Raw genomic sequence first — 16,041 nt, forward strand, 5'->3', positions numbered from 1 at the left:
CCCCCCCCCCCCCCCCCACCCCCCCGCCCCCCCCGCCCCCCCGCCCGCGGCCCCGCCCCGCCGGGGCGCCGCCCCCCCCCCGCGCCCGGGTTCGACCCGGCCCGGCCCCCCCACGCCGGCACCTCCACCGTGACGGTGACGGCCACCGACTCGACCGGCGCGTCCGGCTCGGCGTCGTTCACCTTCCAGGTCGCGGCCGCGCCGGTCGCCGCCACGATCGCCGAGATCCAGGGCACCGACACCGCCACCTCCCCGTACGCGGGCAAGAGCGTGATCACCACCGGCGTCGTCACCGCGGCGTACCCGGTCGGCGGTTTCAATGGTTTCTTCGTGCAGACCGGCGGCCCGGACCTGACGCCCGGCGCCTCGGACGCGGTCTTCGTCTTCGGCTCGATCGCGACCGGGCAGGTCGCCATCGGCGACAGCGTGCAGGTCACCGGCGCGGTGTCGGAGTTCCAGGGCCTGACCGAGATCAGCAGCCCGGCGGTCACGAAGCTCGCCGACCCGCTGCCCGCGGTCGTCGCGGGTAGCCTGCCCTGGTCCGCGCTGGACACCGACGCCGAGAAGGAGGCCCACGAGGGCGAGTTGATCGCGCCGCAGGGCACCTTCACGGTGACGGACAACTACGACACGAACTACTACGGCTCGTTCACCCTGGCCGCCGGCGACAAGCCGCTGCGCCAGCCGACCGACGCCGCCCGCGCCGGCAGCGCCGAGGCGCAGGCCGTGGTCGCCGACAACGCGGCCCGCATGATCACCCTGGACGACGGCTCGACCCTGAACTACAGCAGCGCCGCGAACTCGGGCAAGCCGCTGCCGTGGCTCACGCCGGAGAACGCCGCAAGCGTCGGCTCGAAGGTGACCTTCCACCAGCCGGTGATCCTGGACTACCGCTTCTCGCTGTGGAACATGCAACCGCCGGCCCAGGTCGTGGACGACGGCGCGGCGGTCGCGACGTTCAGCGACACCCGGACCGGCAACGAGCGGCCGGCCGCCCTGCGGGGCACCAGGCTGGGCACGTTCAACGTGGAGAACTACTTCCCGATGACCGGCGAGGAGTACGTGGCGAGGGGCCTCGGCACCTGCACGTACTACAACGACCGGGCGGGCAACCACATCACGGTGAACAACTGCTCCGGGCCGGGCAACTCGCCCGGCCCGCGCGGTGCCGCCGACGCCGTCAGCTTCGCCCGCCAGCAGGCGAAGATCGTCACCGGCGTCAACCGCCTCGGCGCGAGCGTCGTCTCGCTCGAGGAGGTGGAGAACTCGGCGTGGTTCGGCGAGCCCCGGGACACCGCGCTCGCCGGGCTGGTCGACGCGCTCAACGCCGCGGCGGGTTCGGCCGTGTGGGCGTACGCGCCGTCGCCGCCCGCCGACAAGCTGCCGCCGCTCGCCCAGCAGGACGTGATCCGGACGGCCTTCATCTACAAGCCGTCCGAGGTCTCGCTGGTCGGTCCGCAGACCGTGCTGACCACCGAATCGGACGACGGCGAGCCGTTCTCGATCGCCCGGGAGCCGGACGCGCAGGGCTTCAAGAAGGCCGGCGCCAGCGATCTCGACGCGTTCCTGGTCGTCGCCAACCACTGGAAGTCCAAGGGCAGCGGCACGCCGCTCTACGACGGCGACGCGCAGGACACCTCCTCGCCCGCCAACGACCAGGGCGCTTTCAACGCCACCCGGGTCCACGAGGCGCAGGCCGTCGTCACGTTCGCGAACCAGGTCGCGGCGAGCCTCGGCACGACGCGGGTCTTCCTGGTCGGCGACTTCAACGCCTACACGCACGAGGACCCGATCGAGGTGCTGTACGCGGCCGGCTACACCGACCTGGGCAGCACGTACGACCCGGCCGAGCCGACCTACTCGTACAACAACATGCAGGGCTCGCTCGACCACGTGCTGGCCAGCCCGAACGCCAAGGCGATGGTCACCGGGGCGGACGTCTGGCAGATCAACGCCCAGGAGGCGGTCGCGTACGCGTACAGCCGCTACAACTACAACGCCACGCTGCTGTTCGACGGCGGCGACCCGTTCGCGGCGTCCGACCACGACCCGGTCATCGCCGGCCTGAACCTGCCGTCGACCCCGGCGTGGAGCGCCACGAAGATCTACAACGCCGGTGACACGGTGGTCTACCGGGGCGCGATCCACCGGGCACTGTGGTGGACGGCGTGGCTGCCGCCGGGCGACCCCTACGGCGTCTGGGAGGAGATCGCGACCGCCGCCGACGGCACCGCGATCTGGACCCCGTCGCGGATCTTCGTCGCCGGCGACACGGTCGTCCACCAGGGCAAGAAGTACACCGCCAAGTGGTGGACCCGCAACCAGGCGCCGGGCAAGCCGCTCAGCCCCTGGAAACCGGTCGGCTGACCGGACCGGCGGCGGCCCGGGACTCACAGGTCCCGGGCCGCCGCACCCCGGTAGCCTTCGGCCGGTGATCGACGACTCCGCGCCGCTGGTGCGTGGCCTGGCCAGGAATCCGGCGACACCGCTCGACGTGCTGCTGCGCCTGATCGAGAGGTCGCCGGTGCCCGCCACCGAGGGGCTGGCGGGCCGGCGGGATCTGCCGATGCCGCTGCAGGAGGCGCTGCTGAGTCATCCGTCCTCCGGGGTCCGCGCGGCGCTGGCCGCGCATGACGACGTCGATCCGCGGATCCGATTTCGGCTGTGCTCGGATTCCGACGTCCTGGTGATGACGCAGGCGCTCGGCCGGCCGGAGCAGCGGCCGCTCTCCGACGACATGCTGAACGCGATGCTCTCCATGATCGAGGATTGGCCTTCCGGCCGGTTGCTGACCGGCGCCGAGTTGAGCAGCGAGCTGACGTCCGCCGTGGGCGGCCGGCGCCTGTACCGGCTTTCCGCCGTGCATGCCGACCCACGGGTGCGCCGGACCGTCGCCGAATACCCGAGGCTTCTCGACGAACCGCTGCGCGAGGCGCTGCTGGCCGATCCGGTGCCGGAGATCAGGGCGGTCGTCGCGGCCGCCCTCGCGGAGGATCGCCGGATCATGCAACCCGCCGACCTGCCCGGCCACCACTGCGGCAGGCGGTGGAACGTGCTTCAGCGGCCGCTTTCCCGGGCACTCGTGGACCGGGTCGTGGCCGGCGGCGACCCGGAGTCGTTGTGGTATCTCGCGGCGAACCCGACCACCCCGCCGGACGTGGTGCGGGCGCTGCTGGCGCACCCGGACAGCGACATCCGCGGCAGGCTCGTCCATCGGACCGATCTGAGCGCCGCGCAACTGCGCGACCTCGCCGCCGATCCCGCCGCCGAGGTCCGCACGGCGGTCTCGGTCCACCCGGCGCTGACCGAGCACCAGCGGGCCGCCATCGACATCGACGTCACCACCGACGCCTCGGACGGACACTACGGTTCCCGGCACCGGTGCCACTGGTCGCTGCTGCACCGGCACCAGGACCAGGCGCCCCCACTCGCCGACGCACTGCGGTGGGCCGGCTCGGTCAACCCGCTGCTGCGCCGCCGCGCGGCCCGCAACCCCGGCCTTCCCGCGGAGTCCGTCGCCGTGCTCACCGACGATCCCGACCTCGGCGTACGGCTGCTGCTGGCCCGGAATCACCCGGGCGCCCCGCCGGCGCTGCTCCTGCGCGGCTTCCTGGAACATCGAGGGTGTGGCCGGGACGAGCTCCCCGAGTTGCCGCAGTTCCCGGCCGAGGGCCTGGCGGCCTTCGCCGGCCGCCACGCCGACCCGGAGGTGCGGCGACTTGCCGCCCGCGACCCGGCCGCCGATCCGGCGCTGATCGAACGGCTGTGCGCCGATCAGGACGCCGGCGTCCGGCACGCGATGGCTGCGTGTCCACGCCTGCCGGCCGCCTCGGTCGTCGCGCTGCTCGACGACCCGGAACTGGCGGAGCACGCCGCGGCGAATCCCTCCCTTCCGGCCGTACAGAGGGAGGGAATCCTCCTCCTGTGCCGGTGAGCGGCCGGACGACGGGGAGCCGTCAGCGCAGGCCTCCATTGCCGCAGCGGCGGCAGGCGGCTCGGCGACGCAGGAAGTAGAGGTAGGCGGCGGTGCCGAGCGCCGCACCCCAGACGGTCCAGAGCATGCCCGGCACGTTGATCGCCCAGCCGTCCAGGCGGGTGGGTATCCGCAGATTCATCAGCCCGGCGGGGATGAGCGCGGCGGCGACGACCGCCGCCGGCACGACGGCGAGGGCGGGCGGGATCCGGCGGCCCGCCCGGAACCAGATCCAGCGGGGACAGCGTTCTCCCCAGCGGTGCACCAGGCCGTGGGTGAGCACGGTGCCGAGCGCGGACGCGACCGCGCATCCCAGCCCGATCCCCAGCATCCCCGGGGTCTGCTGCATCATGCGCAGGAAATCGCGGGGCACCCCGAGCGGAAATCCCAGGAACCAGGCGACCCGGGTGATCTCGTACGGCGCCGGGGCGAGGACGGCCACCAGCACGGCCCACCGGCCCCAGCGGTGCAGCGTCTCCCGCGAGGTGTCGTCGTGCGTGCCGCCCATTCGGCCGCAGTGCGGGCAGGCGCCGCGCGATCGCCGGCGGTAGGCGACGGTGGCGGCCGCCCAGAGCAGGCCGCCGGCGAAGAGGACGAGAAGGTTCGTCCGGTGCCAGTAGAGGATGTCGCCGATGCCGTCCTGCGGGCCCGGCACGCCGGTGAAGGCGAAGACCAGCAGCACGGGTGAGAAGGCGATCAGGCCGAGCAGGAAGTAGTCCTGAACGATCAGGGTCAGCAGGACGGCCATCGACCAGCCGATTCCCAGGAGCGCCGTCGTGGCACGGCCCCGCCGCCCCGATCTGGCCATGACGACTCCCGTCGCGGCCCCGAGCAGCCCGATCCCCGCCATCGCCGCGCCGGCCACATGGGCGTCGACGCCCTCCATCATCGATCCGGACCGGCGATCCAGGGCGGCGGGACCGAACGGAAACCCGGCGCCGCCCGCGAACCAGTAGATGCCGAGGATCCCGTACGCCAGGGACCACGCCGCCGCGGCATAGCCGGTCCACTCGGGCCAGCGCCGGAGAAGACTCCTGCTCATCACCATGCCACTTCCCCCGTACGGATCGAATCGTCGTGCGTCGATCCTGGAAGTGGCGCGCTGTGGCCGGGCTGAGCCCGGCTCAGGCGGCTCTCAGGCGCCGGGCCCCGGGGCCGCGCTCAGTCGAGGCAGAACTCGTTGCCCTCGGGGTCGGTCATGACGATGTGGCCGGCGCCCATCGGGGGTTCGGGTTCGAAGCGGCGCACCCGGGCCGCCCCCATCGAGACGAGCCGCTCGCACTCGGCCTCCAGCGCCGCCATCCGCTGCTCACCCCGCAACCCGGGTGCCGCCCGCACGTCGAGATGCAGGCGGTTCTTCGCGATCTTGTCTTCCGGAAGTTGCCGTCAACCAAGCACCGTATGATGAAGGGCATGGGTTACGTAGCGCTCTACTGCCGTATCAGCAAGGACCGGGCCGGCCGGACCGAAGGCGTCCGCGCCCAGGAGAAGTGGGGCCGCGAGTACGCCGCCAAGATGTGGCCTGATCTGCCGGTGCAGGTGTTCGCCGACAACGACATCAGCGCGGCGAACGGGGATCACCGACCGCAGTACGAGGCGCTACGGGAGGCGGTCGCTCGGGGCGAGGTGGCTCAGCTATGGGCGGTCGAGCAGTCGCGGTTGGAGCGGCGTCCGGAGGAGTTTTTTCGGCTTGGTCGCGAGTGGGAGTCTGCGGGACTGACGGAGTTCCACACCAACCGTGAAGGCATCGTGCAGGTCCGTGGCCTCGCTGCGAAGCTCAAGTCGGTGGTTAACGGCGAGGAGGTGGAAATCCTATACAGGCGACTCATGGACAATCTGAAAGAAAAGGCGGAGCGGGGTGTCGCGCCCGGTGCGCTCCCGTTTGGCTATGTCCACGGCGTCAACGAGCGCGGCGATAAAACCTATGTCGTCGTTGAGGCGGCGGCTGAGGTGATCCGCGAGTGCGCGGGGCGGGTGCTCGATGGCTGGTCGCTGACGTCCATCGCGGCCGACCTGCGGGAGCGGAAGTGCAAGGTATGCCCGGACTCTGAGCCGGAACACAAGATGCACGGGCCGCACCGCATGAAGGTGATCAACCACCAGTGTGGTGATGGCCGGCCCAAAAAGTGCGAATGCCCGGTCGTCACGCTCGACGGGAGGCCCGTCGATGAGGGCGGCACGCCGATGACCCGGCCGTCGACAATCACGAACCAAACGGTGCGGAGCTGGCTGACGAACTTGACCGTTGCCGGGCACCGCGTCCACCAGAAGAAGGACATGGGTCCGGGATCCGGCAATTGGACGGCGATTCTGGACGAGGAGACCTTCGTCGCGCTACGGGACAGGCTGACGGCGCCGCGTAGGGTCCTGCGTTCGGATGGCGGCACGTATCCCGTCTCAATGGCGACAGCCCGCTCCACCGCCCGCAGGTATCTGCTGACGGGCGGCATTGCTTACTGCGGGGTATGCCGCGCCCCGCTCACTGCGTCGATGAAACAGTTCAGCCGTAAGCCGAAGGGTGGGCCGCGAGAGATGACGAAAGTCGCGCCCTATTATTTTTGCACTCCGAAGCTGGGCGGCAAGAGCTGCATCGGGATCATGGGGGACCCGTTCGAGAAGCACGTCGTCGACCTTCTCTTCGAGCAGCTCGAGCAGCCGGCCTTCCGGGCAGCGCTGAACACCGACGCGCACGCGTCGCGAAGGGCGGAGATTGAAAAGGAGATCGTCCGGCTCGGGGGGAAGCTGGAGGTATACCAAGATCAGTTTGACGATGATCTTATCGACCGCCTTGAGCTGAATCGCCGCACACAGAAACTCAAACTCAGGCAACGTGATCTACAGACGGAAAGGGCGTCCCTGCCGCTGCCATCGATGGGGGACGACGTTGACTGGCAGGCCCTGCGTGACGACTGGGAAGAGCTGACGTTGGACGTAAGGCGGCACTACCTGTCGCTGACGATCCGTTCGGTTGCTGTAAATCGCGCGACGGGTCGGGGTGGTGGCGGTAATCCCGGGTGGTTCAACGCGGGTCGAGTCGGAACCCCAGAATGGGTGCCGCCGGGTGCTCAGTCACCGGAGGGCGCGTGAAAATCGATCCTGCGGTTTGGCGGGTGACGCTTGTCTGTGCCGACCGGAAGCAGCACAGCCGGATCAAGGTCGGCGAACTCCATTGGTTCGGGGGGGGATTCTCACCCGATAAAGAACGTGTCGACGAATTCGATCGGCCGAATGCGCGGATCGTCGGCACCGACGGCAGGTCGACAGAACGAACCGCGAATTTCTTTTGCGTCCGCTGCCGCCGCGATTTCCGGCTCACCCGCGATCAGGCTCTGCGACTCGCCGATGAACTCGGAACGGCCCGTGCTACCCGGTTCGATATCAGTCTGCTAACGTGACGAAGCAATAACCCGTTTAATCGGGTGGGGATGCCGTGCGGGACCCAAATTAGTTCGCGCGGACCGGGCTACCTCCTGAGCAATCTGCACAGGTATGGGGGCGAGATTCTTCGTACCCAAAGGAAGCCCACTCCGATGAGTTGGACTCAGGCCCGCGCCCGACTGGCTGCCGCCGAACGTCACCACCCCGGCGCCGACACCTCCGAACTGCGCCGTCAGTTGCGCGCTGAACGGCTCGCAAAAACCATCACCAGCACACTCATCGAAATGCCGCCCCTAACCGCACAGGAGCGCTGCCGCCTCGCCGCCCTGCTGCTGTCCGACGGAGCCAGCGCGTGACCGCCCCGGAGAATGCCACTCCGAGAATGGTCGACAGCCCCGCGTTTCTGTGGGACCTCGCGCAAGACCTGCTGCGCGCCCGTGTTAGCCGACGGGCACGGCTCGCCATTGAGGATCCGGAAGCGCTGGCCCGGGAACTGGCTCGGGAAGCAGCCGGAAAAAGGGGCGCGGCGGTATGACTCCAAAAGAAGAAGCCGCCCCCTGCCTGGAAGCGGCTCCCGTCGATCACCTGATCTCCAACCCTAGCCGTCGGCGGGCAGCAGACTCCACCGCAAGCGCGGAAATCCTTCTGCCGGGTGATCCCCAACATGTGGCGTGGCGGCGTGCCCAGTTCACCCGTGATCTCAGGTATCGCCGCCGCGTGACACGGGAGTTAGACGCCATCTGCGGCGTAGACCGGGCCGGCAGAAAGGTCGAGGTCCTCCAGCCCCCCGACGTCGCCGGGCAGCCGCACGACCCCGGTGGCGGCTACGGCCAGAACGGGATGTCTCTGGGTTGGCCTGAGCGTCGGACAGCAGGGCTGGCAATGACGGACTGGTACAACCAGGACGCGGCATGACGACGATGACCCAATGCGTTCAATGCCGCGCGCAGCTCGACCCCGACGGCTCGTGTTTCATCTGCGAAACCCTGCCGCCGGGGCTCTGCCCCCGATGCCAATTCGAGCCGTGCCGCTGCCCTGCCTTCACTCCGCCCCGCGAGCAGGACGACACGAAGGCCGTACCCGCCCCGCCGACACAGCAGGAGAAGGAGGAGAGCGCACCGACGCGACACCTCACCCTCACCCCCGCATCCGCATTCCGCCCCGCCCGGGTTAAGTGGGGATGGGCGGGGCGGATGCCGATCGGTGAACTCACCCTCATCCCCGGCAGGGAAGGAATCGGCAAGTCACTGTTCCTCGCCTGGCTCGCCGCGCAAATCACCCGGGGCACCCTGCCAGGAGAGTTCGTAGGGACACCCCGGGCGGTGCTGTACGCGGCCAGCGAGGATTCCTGGCGGTACACGATCGCCCCCCGGCTCATCGCCGCCGGCGCCGACCTCAACCTGGTCTACCGGATCAACGTCGAAACGGCCGGCACAGGCGGGAGCCGCCTCAGCCTGCCCCTGGACTGCCGCAGCATCCCGCCCCTATCCCGGGACGTGAACGGGGCAGCGCTCATGCTCGACCCGGTCGTGTCCCACGTCGACGAGAAACTGTCCGTCAACCAGAGCCGGGAGCTGCGGCAGGCTTTGGAACCACTGCGCGACGCCGCCGAGCGGGCCGAAATCTTCGTGGCCGCGCTGGCCCACTTCAACAAAGCCACCGACACCGATGTGTTGTCGAAGATCCCCGGCGGCAGGGCATGGGCCGAAGTCGCACGGGCCGCATTCGCGTTGGCCGCAGACACCGACAACGGGACCTTCGTCGCCTCGCAGATCAAAAACAACCTGGGCCGGGTCGACCAGGCCCACCTGACCTACGCCATCGATGAAGTCTTCATCGACACCGACGACGGTCAGACCAGCGTCGGCCGGTTCAGGTGGACCGGGGAGACAGATGTCGGCGTCGACGAGGTGCTGTCACGCAGGCCCGAACGGCAGGGACGCGACGTCAGCGACCGCACCGCCGAAGTCGTCGCCTACGTCGAGTCCGTCGGCTACCCGATGCCGATCGCGGTGATCGCCGACAAGTTCCCGGAGATCAAACGCGAAAGCCTGCGGAAGCTGCTGCGACGAGCAGCAGGACGTGGCGAACTCGGTAACCCTCTGCACGGGCACTACGGACCCGATCGCACCGCCAATGAGTGACAGGGGGTCTCCCCCCGAGAAGTGTCCCTATGTCCCTATGCCCTGCTCACACACACTTTTAAGAAGAAGAAGAAGTGTCCCCGGGGGACATAGGGACACTTCCGAGAGGAGACCCCGAGAAGTGTCCCTATCCGCATCTCTAACTGAGCGCTACATCCACACCCCGGGCGCAAGCACTCACGGGCACTCGCGGAGCACTCGGGAGCACGGAGCACGACCGGGCGGACGGGGTGCGAGACAGATACCCGCACGAACATGCGAGAGGCCCACCCGCGTACGGGTGGGCCTCACGATCCAGAGCCTAGGGGGAACCCACAGATGATCAAATCACCTCTCGAACAACCTCACCGGGTCGGCGTTAGCTGCCATCCGGCTCGACGTTCGAGGCATCTTCGGTGTAGAGGACGAGACCCTTCGGCTGGCGGACAATCCGAAGAGGACGCTCCCGGGGCCCGATCCGGAAGGCACCCCAGCGGTGCGGCTCTCGCGGATACATGATCTGAGAGTGCATCAGCATCACCGTGCGGTTGCCGTCCTCGTCGACGACATCACGGGCGGCGTAGTACGTGTTCCCGACGGGCAACGCGTACCACTCCCACTTGGAGAGTTCGTCGTACATGTCATCGTCTACGAGGGCGAACTGATCGGAGTTCGTGAGCGGGATCCGGCTGGTCATCTACGACCGGCCGGGTCCGGTGTTACGGAACCAGCGGCGAGGCTCCCTCGGGCCGTCCTGCTGGTACGCCGCCATCGATGCCGCACTCAGTTCTTCCAGGGCGGCCACGGTGGCTTTGCTACCGAGGCGGACACCGGCCCGGTCCTTAACGGCCACGACGATCTCGGCGACCGACATCCGGGCACTCTGGGCCGGGAGTACCTCCATGATCAGGTCTCTGATGGCGGAGAGAGCGGAGGTCACCCGTTCGCCTCCTCGTCGCGGCATTCCGCACAGACGACCTTCTCTTCCGCCTGGCAGCAGGCGCAGATGAACCCCATCCCATCGTCGTCGGGCAGGTCGTCCGCCTCGTCGTCCGCGAGCCGCTCGGCGAGGCGCTCCCGGCCGTAGTCGGTGATCGGTCGCCCGCCCTCGAAGATCAGGACCGTCGTCAGCGCCGCCTCGCGTACGACCTCCAGCGCGACCCGGTCTAGGCAGAAGTCGACTACCGCAGTGGACGTCGCCAGCGGGAGCGCCGCGATGATTGCCTCCGTCTGCTCAGGCGTGGGCTCCCCGTGACCGCCGATGACGAAGTTCATCGCACCCCAGATTGCCTGGTCGCGGACCGCCTCCGCCATGTCGTTGTAGGTGACGTCCACGAACTGGGCGGTGTCCCAAACCTCATAGTCGGCGTCTCCCGCCGGGTAGCGCTCCACCGCCCACGCCGCGAGGTGCATGAGGCGCGTCAGCAGGGCCTTGTCCTCCTCGATGAGTTCGGCGCCTGCCACACGGATGGTCTTCCACTCCGGGGTTGCGTTCGGGGGCTCCGTCCGCAGTGTGTCAGGCGCCGGGACGTTGGGGTCCGTCGCAGGCGCCGGGATGTGCATGCTGCGGTACAGGCTGGGTCGATTCTGATGTGTGCTCATGTGCTCTCAACCGTCGTTGAGGCTTTTGAATTCATGACCGGTCAACGCTGGCACCAGCGTCTCGTGGCGGCGAGTCACTCGATCGATAACCATAAGGACCTGAAGCCCCCTGAGCTGGACCTCAACCGAGCAGGCGCGCGTAGGCGAGAAACGCTGCCCGCGACAGACGGTCGGTGGACGGGACCGGGTCGCCGGTGGCCTGCTTCGCGGAGATCAGTTCAGTCATCGGGTTCATAGCCAGCGGCGTCGGACCCACCTCGTGCAAATCCAGTTCGAGCAGCTCATTCCCCTCGCCGGTCCTCTGCTCACGGACCACGTCATAGCTGAATGAGAATTGCTGGACCCTGCGGTTCCGCATCAGGTGGCGGACCTGCGCGGCCTGCCCGAAGTCGTCCAGCCGCGCTTTGACGTACAGGCCCCCATTCCTCTTGATCCAGTCGTTGGCCCAGTCGGGGATGGGCATGGAACCGCCTTTTAGCTCGCGGGCCTCCAGGACCGCACCGATATTCATCGACGGATCATCCGTCCGGTGTGACCAGTAGACCGGAATCGGCGACCCGGATTTCGCCCACCGATCGAGGCTCTTGCGGAACGCCCCCGGCCGGACAATGTCGCCGCCTAGATCCTTGTTGTTGAAGACGGAGACCACCGCTTCGAATACTCCGTCGTCGGGTGCCGTCACCACCGCCGGCATCGTCTTGTGCTTCATCATGTACTCCCTCGATATCGCTGCACTCGATGATGTCGCACCAATGGGGTTGGATTGTCACCATGACCAGACCGGATAACGAACGCGACGAAAAGCCCGCTGACGAAGAATCGCGGGCGAAGCCGCAGCCGCAGCCACAAACGGGTGGCGGCTACCGGATACCGCGCCTCAACCGCCGGCCATTCGAGCCGGATGTCTACGCCGTCAACATCGAGGCATGGTGCCAGTGGAACGACACGCTGTGGCGGCAGGGCTGGATCGCGCGATAGACCCGCTGAGGGAGACGTGGAGAGGCTGGAGGCATTCGCGGGGGAAAGTGGGTGACCTCCGGACTCTCGGACCCCTACGGCGCGCTGAGGTCCCCGAGCCCCCGAAGCTGGCCGCCGACGAGAAGGATCAAAAGGAGCGCATCGAATGACCAACCCTGCCGCATTGCTGACGAAAGATCTTGTGATGGGTGTACTCGAAAAGGCCGACAAGCAGCTATCGGTGGCGGAAATTCGGGCGCGCATACGCACTGAAAGCGGCATCGTGCTGCACCGGTCCACCATTTACACGGCTTTGCAGCGGGCGGCGTTGCATTCCCGCGCCGCGTATGCCGTGGGGGACGACGGGATGGCTCACTGGTACCTGCTGGAGGGTGTGACCGACGCCTCACGCCCCGTGATCGGCACCCCCTCGGACCCTTCCGAGCCGCTCCCGCGCAGGGTTGACGGGGCGGGCGGACGGTAGACTTCCGAGCATGAGTGATCATGCCGACACGAAATCGTTAGCCAGCGTAACGCCTGGTCAGCGGCACGATCCGAATTGGATTCACATTGGATCTACAGTGGGCAACCTGATGATCGTCGTCGATGTCGCGCAGACCACGGGGCGATGAGTTGATCAATGCGAGGAGGGGGCAGACATCGATGGAGGTAGGGGTGTCCAGGACACAGTGGACAGTCGGCTAAGAGGAGCACGGAGTGACTCGGTCCGTGTGGACCCATATTCTCGACATTCAGAACCCGAATCGCATTCACGTTCGACTATTCCGCTAATCCGCTCCCCGGGAAATGGAATGCGCAATGTACTCGATAGGCGTCGATGAATCAGAAGCGACCACGACAATCGTCAATGCCGCAAGCAATTTGCCAATCGGCATGTCGCTCGGTCACATTCTGGCCGTCACCAGTACGGGCATCCTCACCAGAGACGCAATTTGGGGGTACAACGCCGAGAAGGACCGGACGTGGCGGCTCGTAAGCCTGCGGGATGGTCTGTGCGAAGAAACCAGGTGGCGGCATGGCGAGGAAGTGGGCCGCCTGGTGTTCCGCACCGATGCCGGGTAGTTCGGATCGGCTCCGGTAGTCGCCTCAATATCGGTCTGAGTTCGCCGTACGAGCCCTCAGGGGCCTACCGCGCCTCCCGGGGCCGCCTAGCGCTTGTCTATGGCGCCACAGGCCGTTTAGCTGGGCTGCGTCTTGCTCCTCGACGTTGGCGCCCCGTTCCCGACCTCGCTTTTCGTAGCGCTGCCGGCGGCCAAAGTGAGGGCGGCCGGCGGGGGAATACCCACCCCATCCCCGGCCGCCTGGAAACGAAGGAAGGAAACAGGCGACCGGGGGGCTTCTATCCTGCCAGGTCGCCGCCCCCGTAAACCCCGGCGGTGCCGGTTACCTATTAGGATCTTCTCCAGATGCTTGTCGCGTCCCTGCGAGACGGCATTCGGGCCGAGGAAACGAAGGGGCCCCGAGGAACCCGGATAGGCGGTTCCGCATGTCCCCAACGGAAAACCTTGACCTTTTTTCCGCAAAGCCCGACCAACTCCGCGACCTGGCCCGCGAATCGGCGGATGAGGCGCGCGCCATTGTGGATACAGCTGCCACTGCCAATCGCGGCCTCACCAATGCCGAGCAAAAGACGTTCGATGACCTGATGGTTCGCTCGACGGGGCTCACGTCCTACGCGAAGGACGCGGAGCGGCGCGAGGGGAAGTCGGGGCCGCCGGACCGGGGCTCCCCCGAAGTCAGGTCGAAGTTCATCGGCATGGGCCGAGAGTTCACCGACCAACTCGGCCTCGGTGGCATTCCGGGCGGCGGTTACAGCCCGTCTCAGAAGGCGTTTCGCGCCAAGGAGTGGGGCGCCGCGGTTATCCGTGAGTGCTCTGACCGGACCGGGCAATTCAAGTCGGGTATTACCCCGTCTGGCACTGTCGTCGTCGCTATTCCGGCGCCCGTCGCCGTTGAGCAGGGGATGCCGGTCGCGGAGTTGCGCTCCCTGATTCCGATGACGCCGACGGACGGCGCTTTCTGCTACATGCGCCAGGACGTACGCAGTAATGCGGCCCGACCCGTGAGCCCGGGAACGATCAAGCCAGAGAGCACGTACCTATTCACCCGTGTGGATGACATTGCATCCACGATTGCCCACGTTTCTTCGCCCCTCCAGCGCCAGGATTTGTCCGACTCGGGCCTTTTGCAGGAGCTCATCGGAAACGAAATGAGCTTCGGGGTCGAACAGGCGCTCGAGGCTCAGATCATCGGCGGTGACGGAGTAGGCCCAAATCTCCTAGGGCTCGCGAATACCCCGGGCATCCTCACCGCCGCCCGAGCAGGCAACGATGACTATTCGCTGGTCCGGGTGCTGCGAACGGCGATTACCCGTCTGGAAGTGCAAGGTCTCCGAGGCTCTGCGGTGATCATGAACCCAGGTGACTATGAGGCCTTGGAATCGTCGACTCTCACCGATGGTTCGCTGGCTTTTACCGCCGGGGGTGCGCAGGCCCTGCCGTTGGACCGCAGCGCCAGGCGGGCGTGGGGGATTCCGGTGTGCAGCACCGCCAATTGCCCCGCCGGTGTTGCTTTCGTTGCCGACCTGATCGGATCGACTCGGCTGTTCCTCCGCGAGAACGTGGTGCTCTCGTGGACCGAGCACATCTGGGACGAAAACCTGCACGGAGTTGGCGTCGGCGGGGACCTATTCACGGCCAACCTCGTGAAGTTTCGGGCCGAGATGCGGGCCGGGTGGGCGGTCACTAGGCCGACCGGGATCGTCAAGGTGAATTTGACGCCCGTTCCGTAGTGGTTCAAAGGTTTCCCGCAAAGGCTGTCGGCGGTCTTTGCGGGAATGTTGGGGATCGCAGGGGGATTACCTGCTCGCGCTCGCCTCGGGCGCGAGCAGGGCCCTTAAAAGCCTGCCTGTGGGTTCGTCGGCTCCCGTGTTTGCGGCTCGGTGCCGATCTTCGACCCTGGAGACCCTGGAGAGCCCGCAGCTCCGGGCGCCCCCGCCCTCGGTGCCGGCTGCGGCTCTGAGGGTGTCTGGCGGGGTGGTAAGGCGGTGCCGTGCTTCCGGTGCTCCCCGGTTTCTGGTCGTCTCCGGGGTGGCTACGCGCCCGGCGCTCAGGTCTTCGCCGCTTGGCGCCGGGCGCCGTGTGGTGCTGCCAGCCGATCAGTCCAGGCAGAATTCGTTACCCTCCGGATCGGTCATGACGATGTGACCGGCGCCCATCGGGGGTTCGGGGTCGAAGCGGCGCACCCGGGCCGCCCCCATCGAGACGAGCCGCTCGCACTCGGCCTCCAGCGCCGCCATCCGCTGCTCACCCCGCAACCCGGGTGCCGCCCGCACGTCGAGGTGGGCTCGGGGGCCGGTTCTTGGTTCGGCGGTCTTACCTTCCGGAACCTGCTGGAAGAAGATCCGCGGGCCGCGCCCGTCCGGATCCTCGAGCGCCGACCGCGTGTTGCGCTCCTCCTTCGGTACGCCGGCACGCTCGAGGAAGGACTCCCAGGCGGCCAGGGGGTCCGCGCCCGCGGGCAGCTCCACACCGGGCGGGCCGGGATGGACGTAGCCCAGCGCGTCGCGCCAGAAGATCGACAGTGCCTGCGGGTCGTGCGCGTCGATGGTGACCTGAAATTCCCGGCTCCTGGTCCGTTCGTCTGCCATGCGATCACCCTGGCACAGAAGGCGGACAGGATCGGTCCGCTTTGCCTGACAGGATGACGGCATGGATACGGCGGAGCGGGTGCTGGCCCTGCTCGGGCTGCTCCAGCAGCGGCAACTCTCGACCGGCCCCGAGCTTGCCGAGCGGCTCGGCGTCACCACCCGCACGGTGCGGCGGGACGTCGAGCGGCTGCGCACGCTCGGCTATCCGGTGAACGCCGACCTGGGCGCCGGGGGCGGATACCGGCTCGGCGCCGGGCAGGAGTTGCCGCCGCTGCTGCTGGACGACGAGGAGGCGATCGCGACGGCGGCGTCGCTGCTGGCCGGCGCGGGTGGCGGGG

At 67.8% G+C, this 16,041-nt stretch carries 18 protein-coding genes and 1 pseudogene; 12 read left to right on the forward strand and 7 right to left on the reverse strand.

Annotated elements, in window-relative coordinates; genetic code table 11:
• Nucleotides 1-135: 135 nt before the first annotated feature.
• Entirely contained in the window at nucleotides 136-2,367 is a 2,232-nt protein-coding gene (locus tag AB0F10_RS37420; protein ID WP_360636555.1) for an ExeM/NucH family extracellular endonuclease, read from the forward strand.
• 64 nt (nucleotides 2,368-2,431) lie between these two features.
• A complete protein-coding gene (locus AB0F10_RS37425; RefSeq protein WP_360636558.1) occupies nucleotides 2,432-3,934 on the forward strand; it encodes a hypothetical protein in 1,503 nt (500 codons plus the stop codon).
• 22 nt (nucleotides 3,935-3,956) lie between these two features.
• On the opposite strand, the gene AB0F10_RS37430 is transcribed toward AB0F10_RS37425, so the two are convergent.
• On the reverse strand, nucleotides 3,957-5,015 hold the full coding sequence (locus AB0F10_RS37430) for an NYN domain-containing protein (protein WP_360636561.1): 1,059 nt from the start codon (nucleotides 5,013-5,015) through the stop codon (nucleotides 3,957-3,959).
• A gap of 119 nt (nucleotides 5,016-5,134) precedes the next feature.
• Nucleotides 5,135-5,359 (reverse strand): annotated as a pseudogene (locus AB0F10_RS37435) (VOC family protein); the annotation flags it as partial.
• A 27-nt stretch (nucleotides 5,360-5,386) separates the two neighbouring features.
• Between AB0F10_RS37435 and AB0F10_RS37440 the strand changes: the two are divergent.
• The 4 genes from AB0F10_RS37440 (at nucleotide 5,387) to AB0F10_RS37455 (ending at nucleotide 9,495) form a co-directional block, all read left to right on the forward strand.
• Nucleotides 5,387-7,060: a recombinase family protein gene (locus AB0F10_RS37440; RefSeq protein WP_360636564.1), complete on the forward strand. Its 1,674-nt coding sequence runs from the start codon at nucleotides 5,387-5,389 to the stop codon at nucleotides 7,058-7,060.
• Nucleotides 7,057-7,368, forward strand: a complete 312-nt coding sequence (locus AB0F10_RS37445) for a hypothetical protein (RefSeq protein WP_360636567.1) — start codon at nucleotides 7,057-7,059, stop codon at nucleotides 7,366-7,368. Before AB0F10_RS37440 ends, AB0F10_RS37445 begins: the two co-directional genes overlap by 4 nt.
• Before the next feature lie 135 nt (nucleotides 7,369-7,503).
• The gene (locus tag AB0F10_RS37450) at nucleotides 7,504-7,707 is read left to right on the forward strand and encodes a hypothetical protein (RefSeq protein ID WP_360636570.1); all 204 of its coding nucleotides are present in this window, start codon (nucleotides 7,504-7,506) and stop codon (nucleotides 7,705-7,707) included.
• A 555-nt stretch (nucleotides 7,708-8,262) separates the two neighbouring features.
• Nucleotides 8,263-9,495, forward strand: a complete 1,233-nt coding sequence (locus AB0F10_RS37455) for an AAA family ATPase (protein ID WP_360636573.1) — start codon at nucleotides 8,263-8,265, stop codon at nucleotides 9,493-9,495.
• A 358-nt stretch (nucleotides 9,496-9,853) separates the two neighbouring features.
• Here the strand turns inward: AB0F10_RS37455 and AB0F10_RS37460 are convergent, their stop codons facing one another.
• The 4 genes from AB0F10_RS37460 to AB0F10_RS37475 all read right to left on the reverse strand — a co-directional run bounded on the left by AB0F10_RS37460 (nucleotide 9,854) and on the right by AB0F10_RS37475 (nucleotide 11,785).
• A complete protein-coding gene (locus tag AB0F10_RS37460; RefSeq protein WP_360636576.1) occupies nucleotides 9,854-10,171 on the reverse strand; it encodes a hypothetical protein in 318 nt (105 codons plus the stop codon).
• Nucleotides 10,172-10,414 carry a hypothetical protein gene (locus AB0F10_RS37465; RefSeq protein WP_360636579.1) on the reverse strand — a complete coding sequence of 81 codons (243 nt, stop codon included), beginning with the start codon at nucleotides 10,412-10,414 and terminating at the stop codon, nucleotides 10,172-10,174.
• On the reverse strand, nucleotides 10,411-11,037 hold the full coding sequence (locus AB0F10_RS37470) for a hypothetical protein (RefSeq protein ID WP_360636582.1): 627 nt from the start codon (nucleotides 11,035-11,037) through the stop codon (nucleotides 10,411-10,413). Before AB0F10_RS37470 ends, AB0F10_RS37465 begins: the two co-directional genes overlap by 4 nt.
• A gap of 160 nt (nucleotides 11,038-11,197) precedes the next feature.
• Nucleotides 11,198-11,785 carry an HK97 family phage prohead protease gene (locus AB0F10_RS37475; RefSeq protein WP_360636585.1) on the reverse strand — a complete coding sequence of 196 codons (588 nt, stop codon included), beginning with the start codon at nucleotides 11,783-11,785 and terminating at the stop codon, nucleotides 11,198-11,200.
• A gap of 62 nt (nucleotides 11,786-11,847) precedes the next feature.
• Between AB0F10_RS37475 and AB0F10_RS37480 the strand changes: the two genes are divergently transcribed.
• From AB0F10_RS37480 to AB0F10_RS37500, 5 genes are all read left to right on the forward strand, one after another.
• Nucleotides 11,848-12,054 (forward strand): hypothetical protein, encoded by a 207-nt coding sequence (locus AB0F10_RS37480; protein WP_360636588.1) that lies wholly within the window; start codon nucleotides 11,848-11,850, stop codon nucleotides 12,052-12,054.
• Nucleotides 12,055-12,199: 145 nt separating this feature from the next.
• The gene (locus tag AB0F10_RS37485) at nucleotides 12,200-12,517 is read left to right on the forward strand and encodes a hypothetical protein (protein ID WP_360636591.1); all 318 of its coding nucleotides are present in this window, start codon (nucleotides 12,200-12,202) and stop codon (nucleotides 12,515-12,517) included.
• Nucleotides 12,518-12,527: 10 nt separating this feature from the next.
• Nucleotides 12,528-12,665 (forward strand): hypothetical protein, encoded by a 138-nt coding sequence (locus tag AB0F10_RS37490; protein WP_360636594.1) that lies wholly within the window; start codon nucleotides 12,528-12,530, stop codon nucleotides 12,663-12,665.
• Nucleotides 12,666-12,852: 187 nt separating this feature from the next.
• Nucleotides 12,853-13,116 carry a hypothetical protein gene (locus AB0F10_RS37495; RefSeq protein ID WP_360636597.1) on the forward strand — a complete coding sequence of 88 codons (264 nt, stop codon included), beginning with the start codon at nucleotides 12,853-12,855 and terminating at the stop codon, nucleotides 13,114-13,116.
• A 424-nt stretch (nucleotides 13,117-13,540) separates the two neighbouring features.
• Nucleotides 13,541-14,845 carry a phage major capsid protein gene (locus AB0F10_RS37500; protein WP_360636600.1) on the forward strand — a complete coding sequence of 435 codons (1,305 nt, stop codon included), beginning with the start codon at nucleotides 13,541-13,543 and terminating at the stop codon, nucleotides 14,843-14,845.
• Between the two features lie 366 nt (nucleotides 14,846-15,211).
• Here the strand turns inward: AB0F10_RS37500 and AB0F10_RS37505 are convergent, their stop codons facing one another.
• Nucleotides 15,212-15,703, reverse strand: a complete 492-nt coding sequence (locus tag AB0F10_RS37505) for a VOC family protein (protein WP_360636603.1) — start codon at nucleotides 15,701-15,703, stop codon at nucleotides 15,212-15,214.
• Between the two features lie 61 nt (nucleotides 15,704-15,764).
• Between AB0F10_RS37505 and AB0F10_RS37510 the strand changes: the two genes are divergently transcribed.
• The coding region (locus AB0F10_RS37510; protein ID WP_360636606.1) for an HTH domain-containing protein at nucleotides 15,765-16,041 on the forward strand (277 nt) is incomplete at its 3' end.

This window comes from Actinoplanes sp. NPDC026623 (assembly GCF_040638275.1).
GTDB lineage: Bacteria > Actinomycetota > Actinomycetes > Mycobacteriales > Micromonosporaceae > Actinoplanes.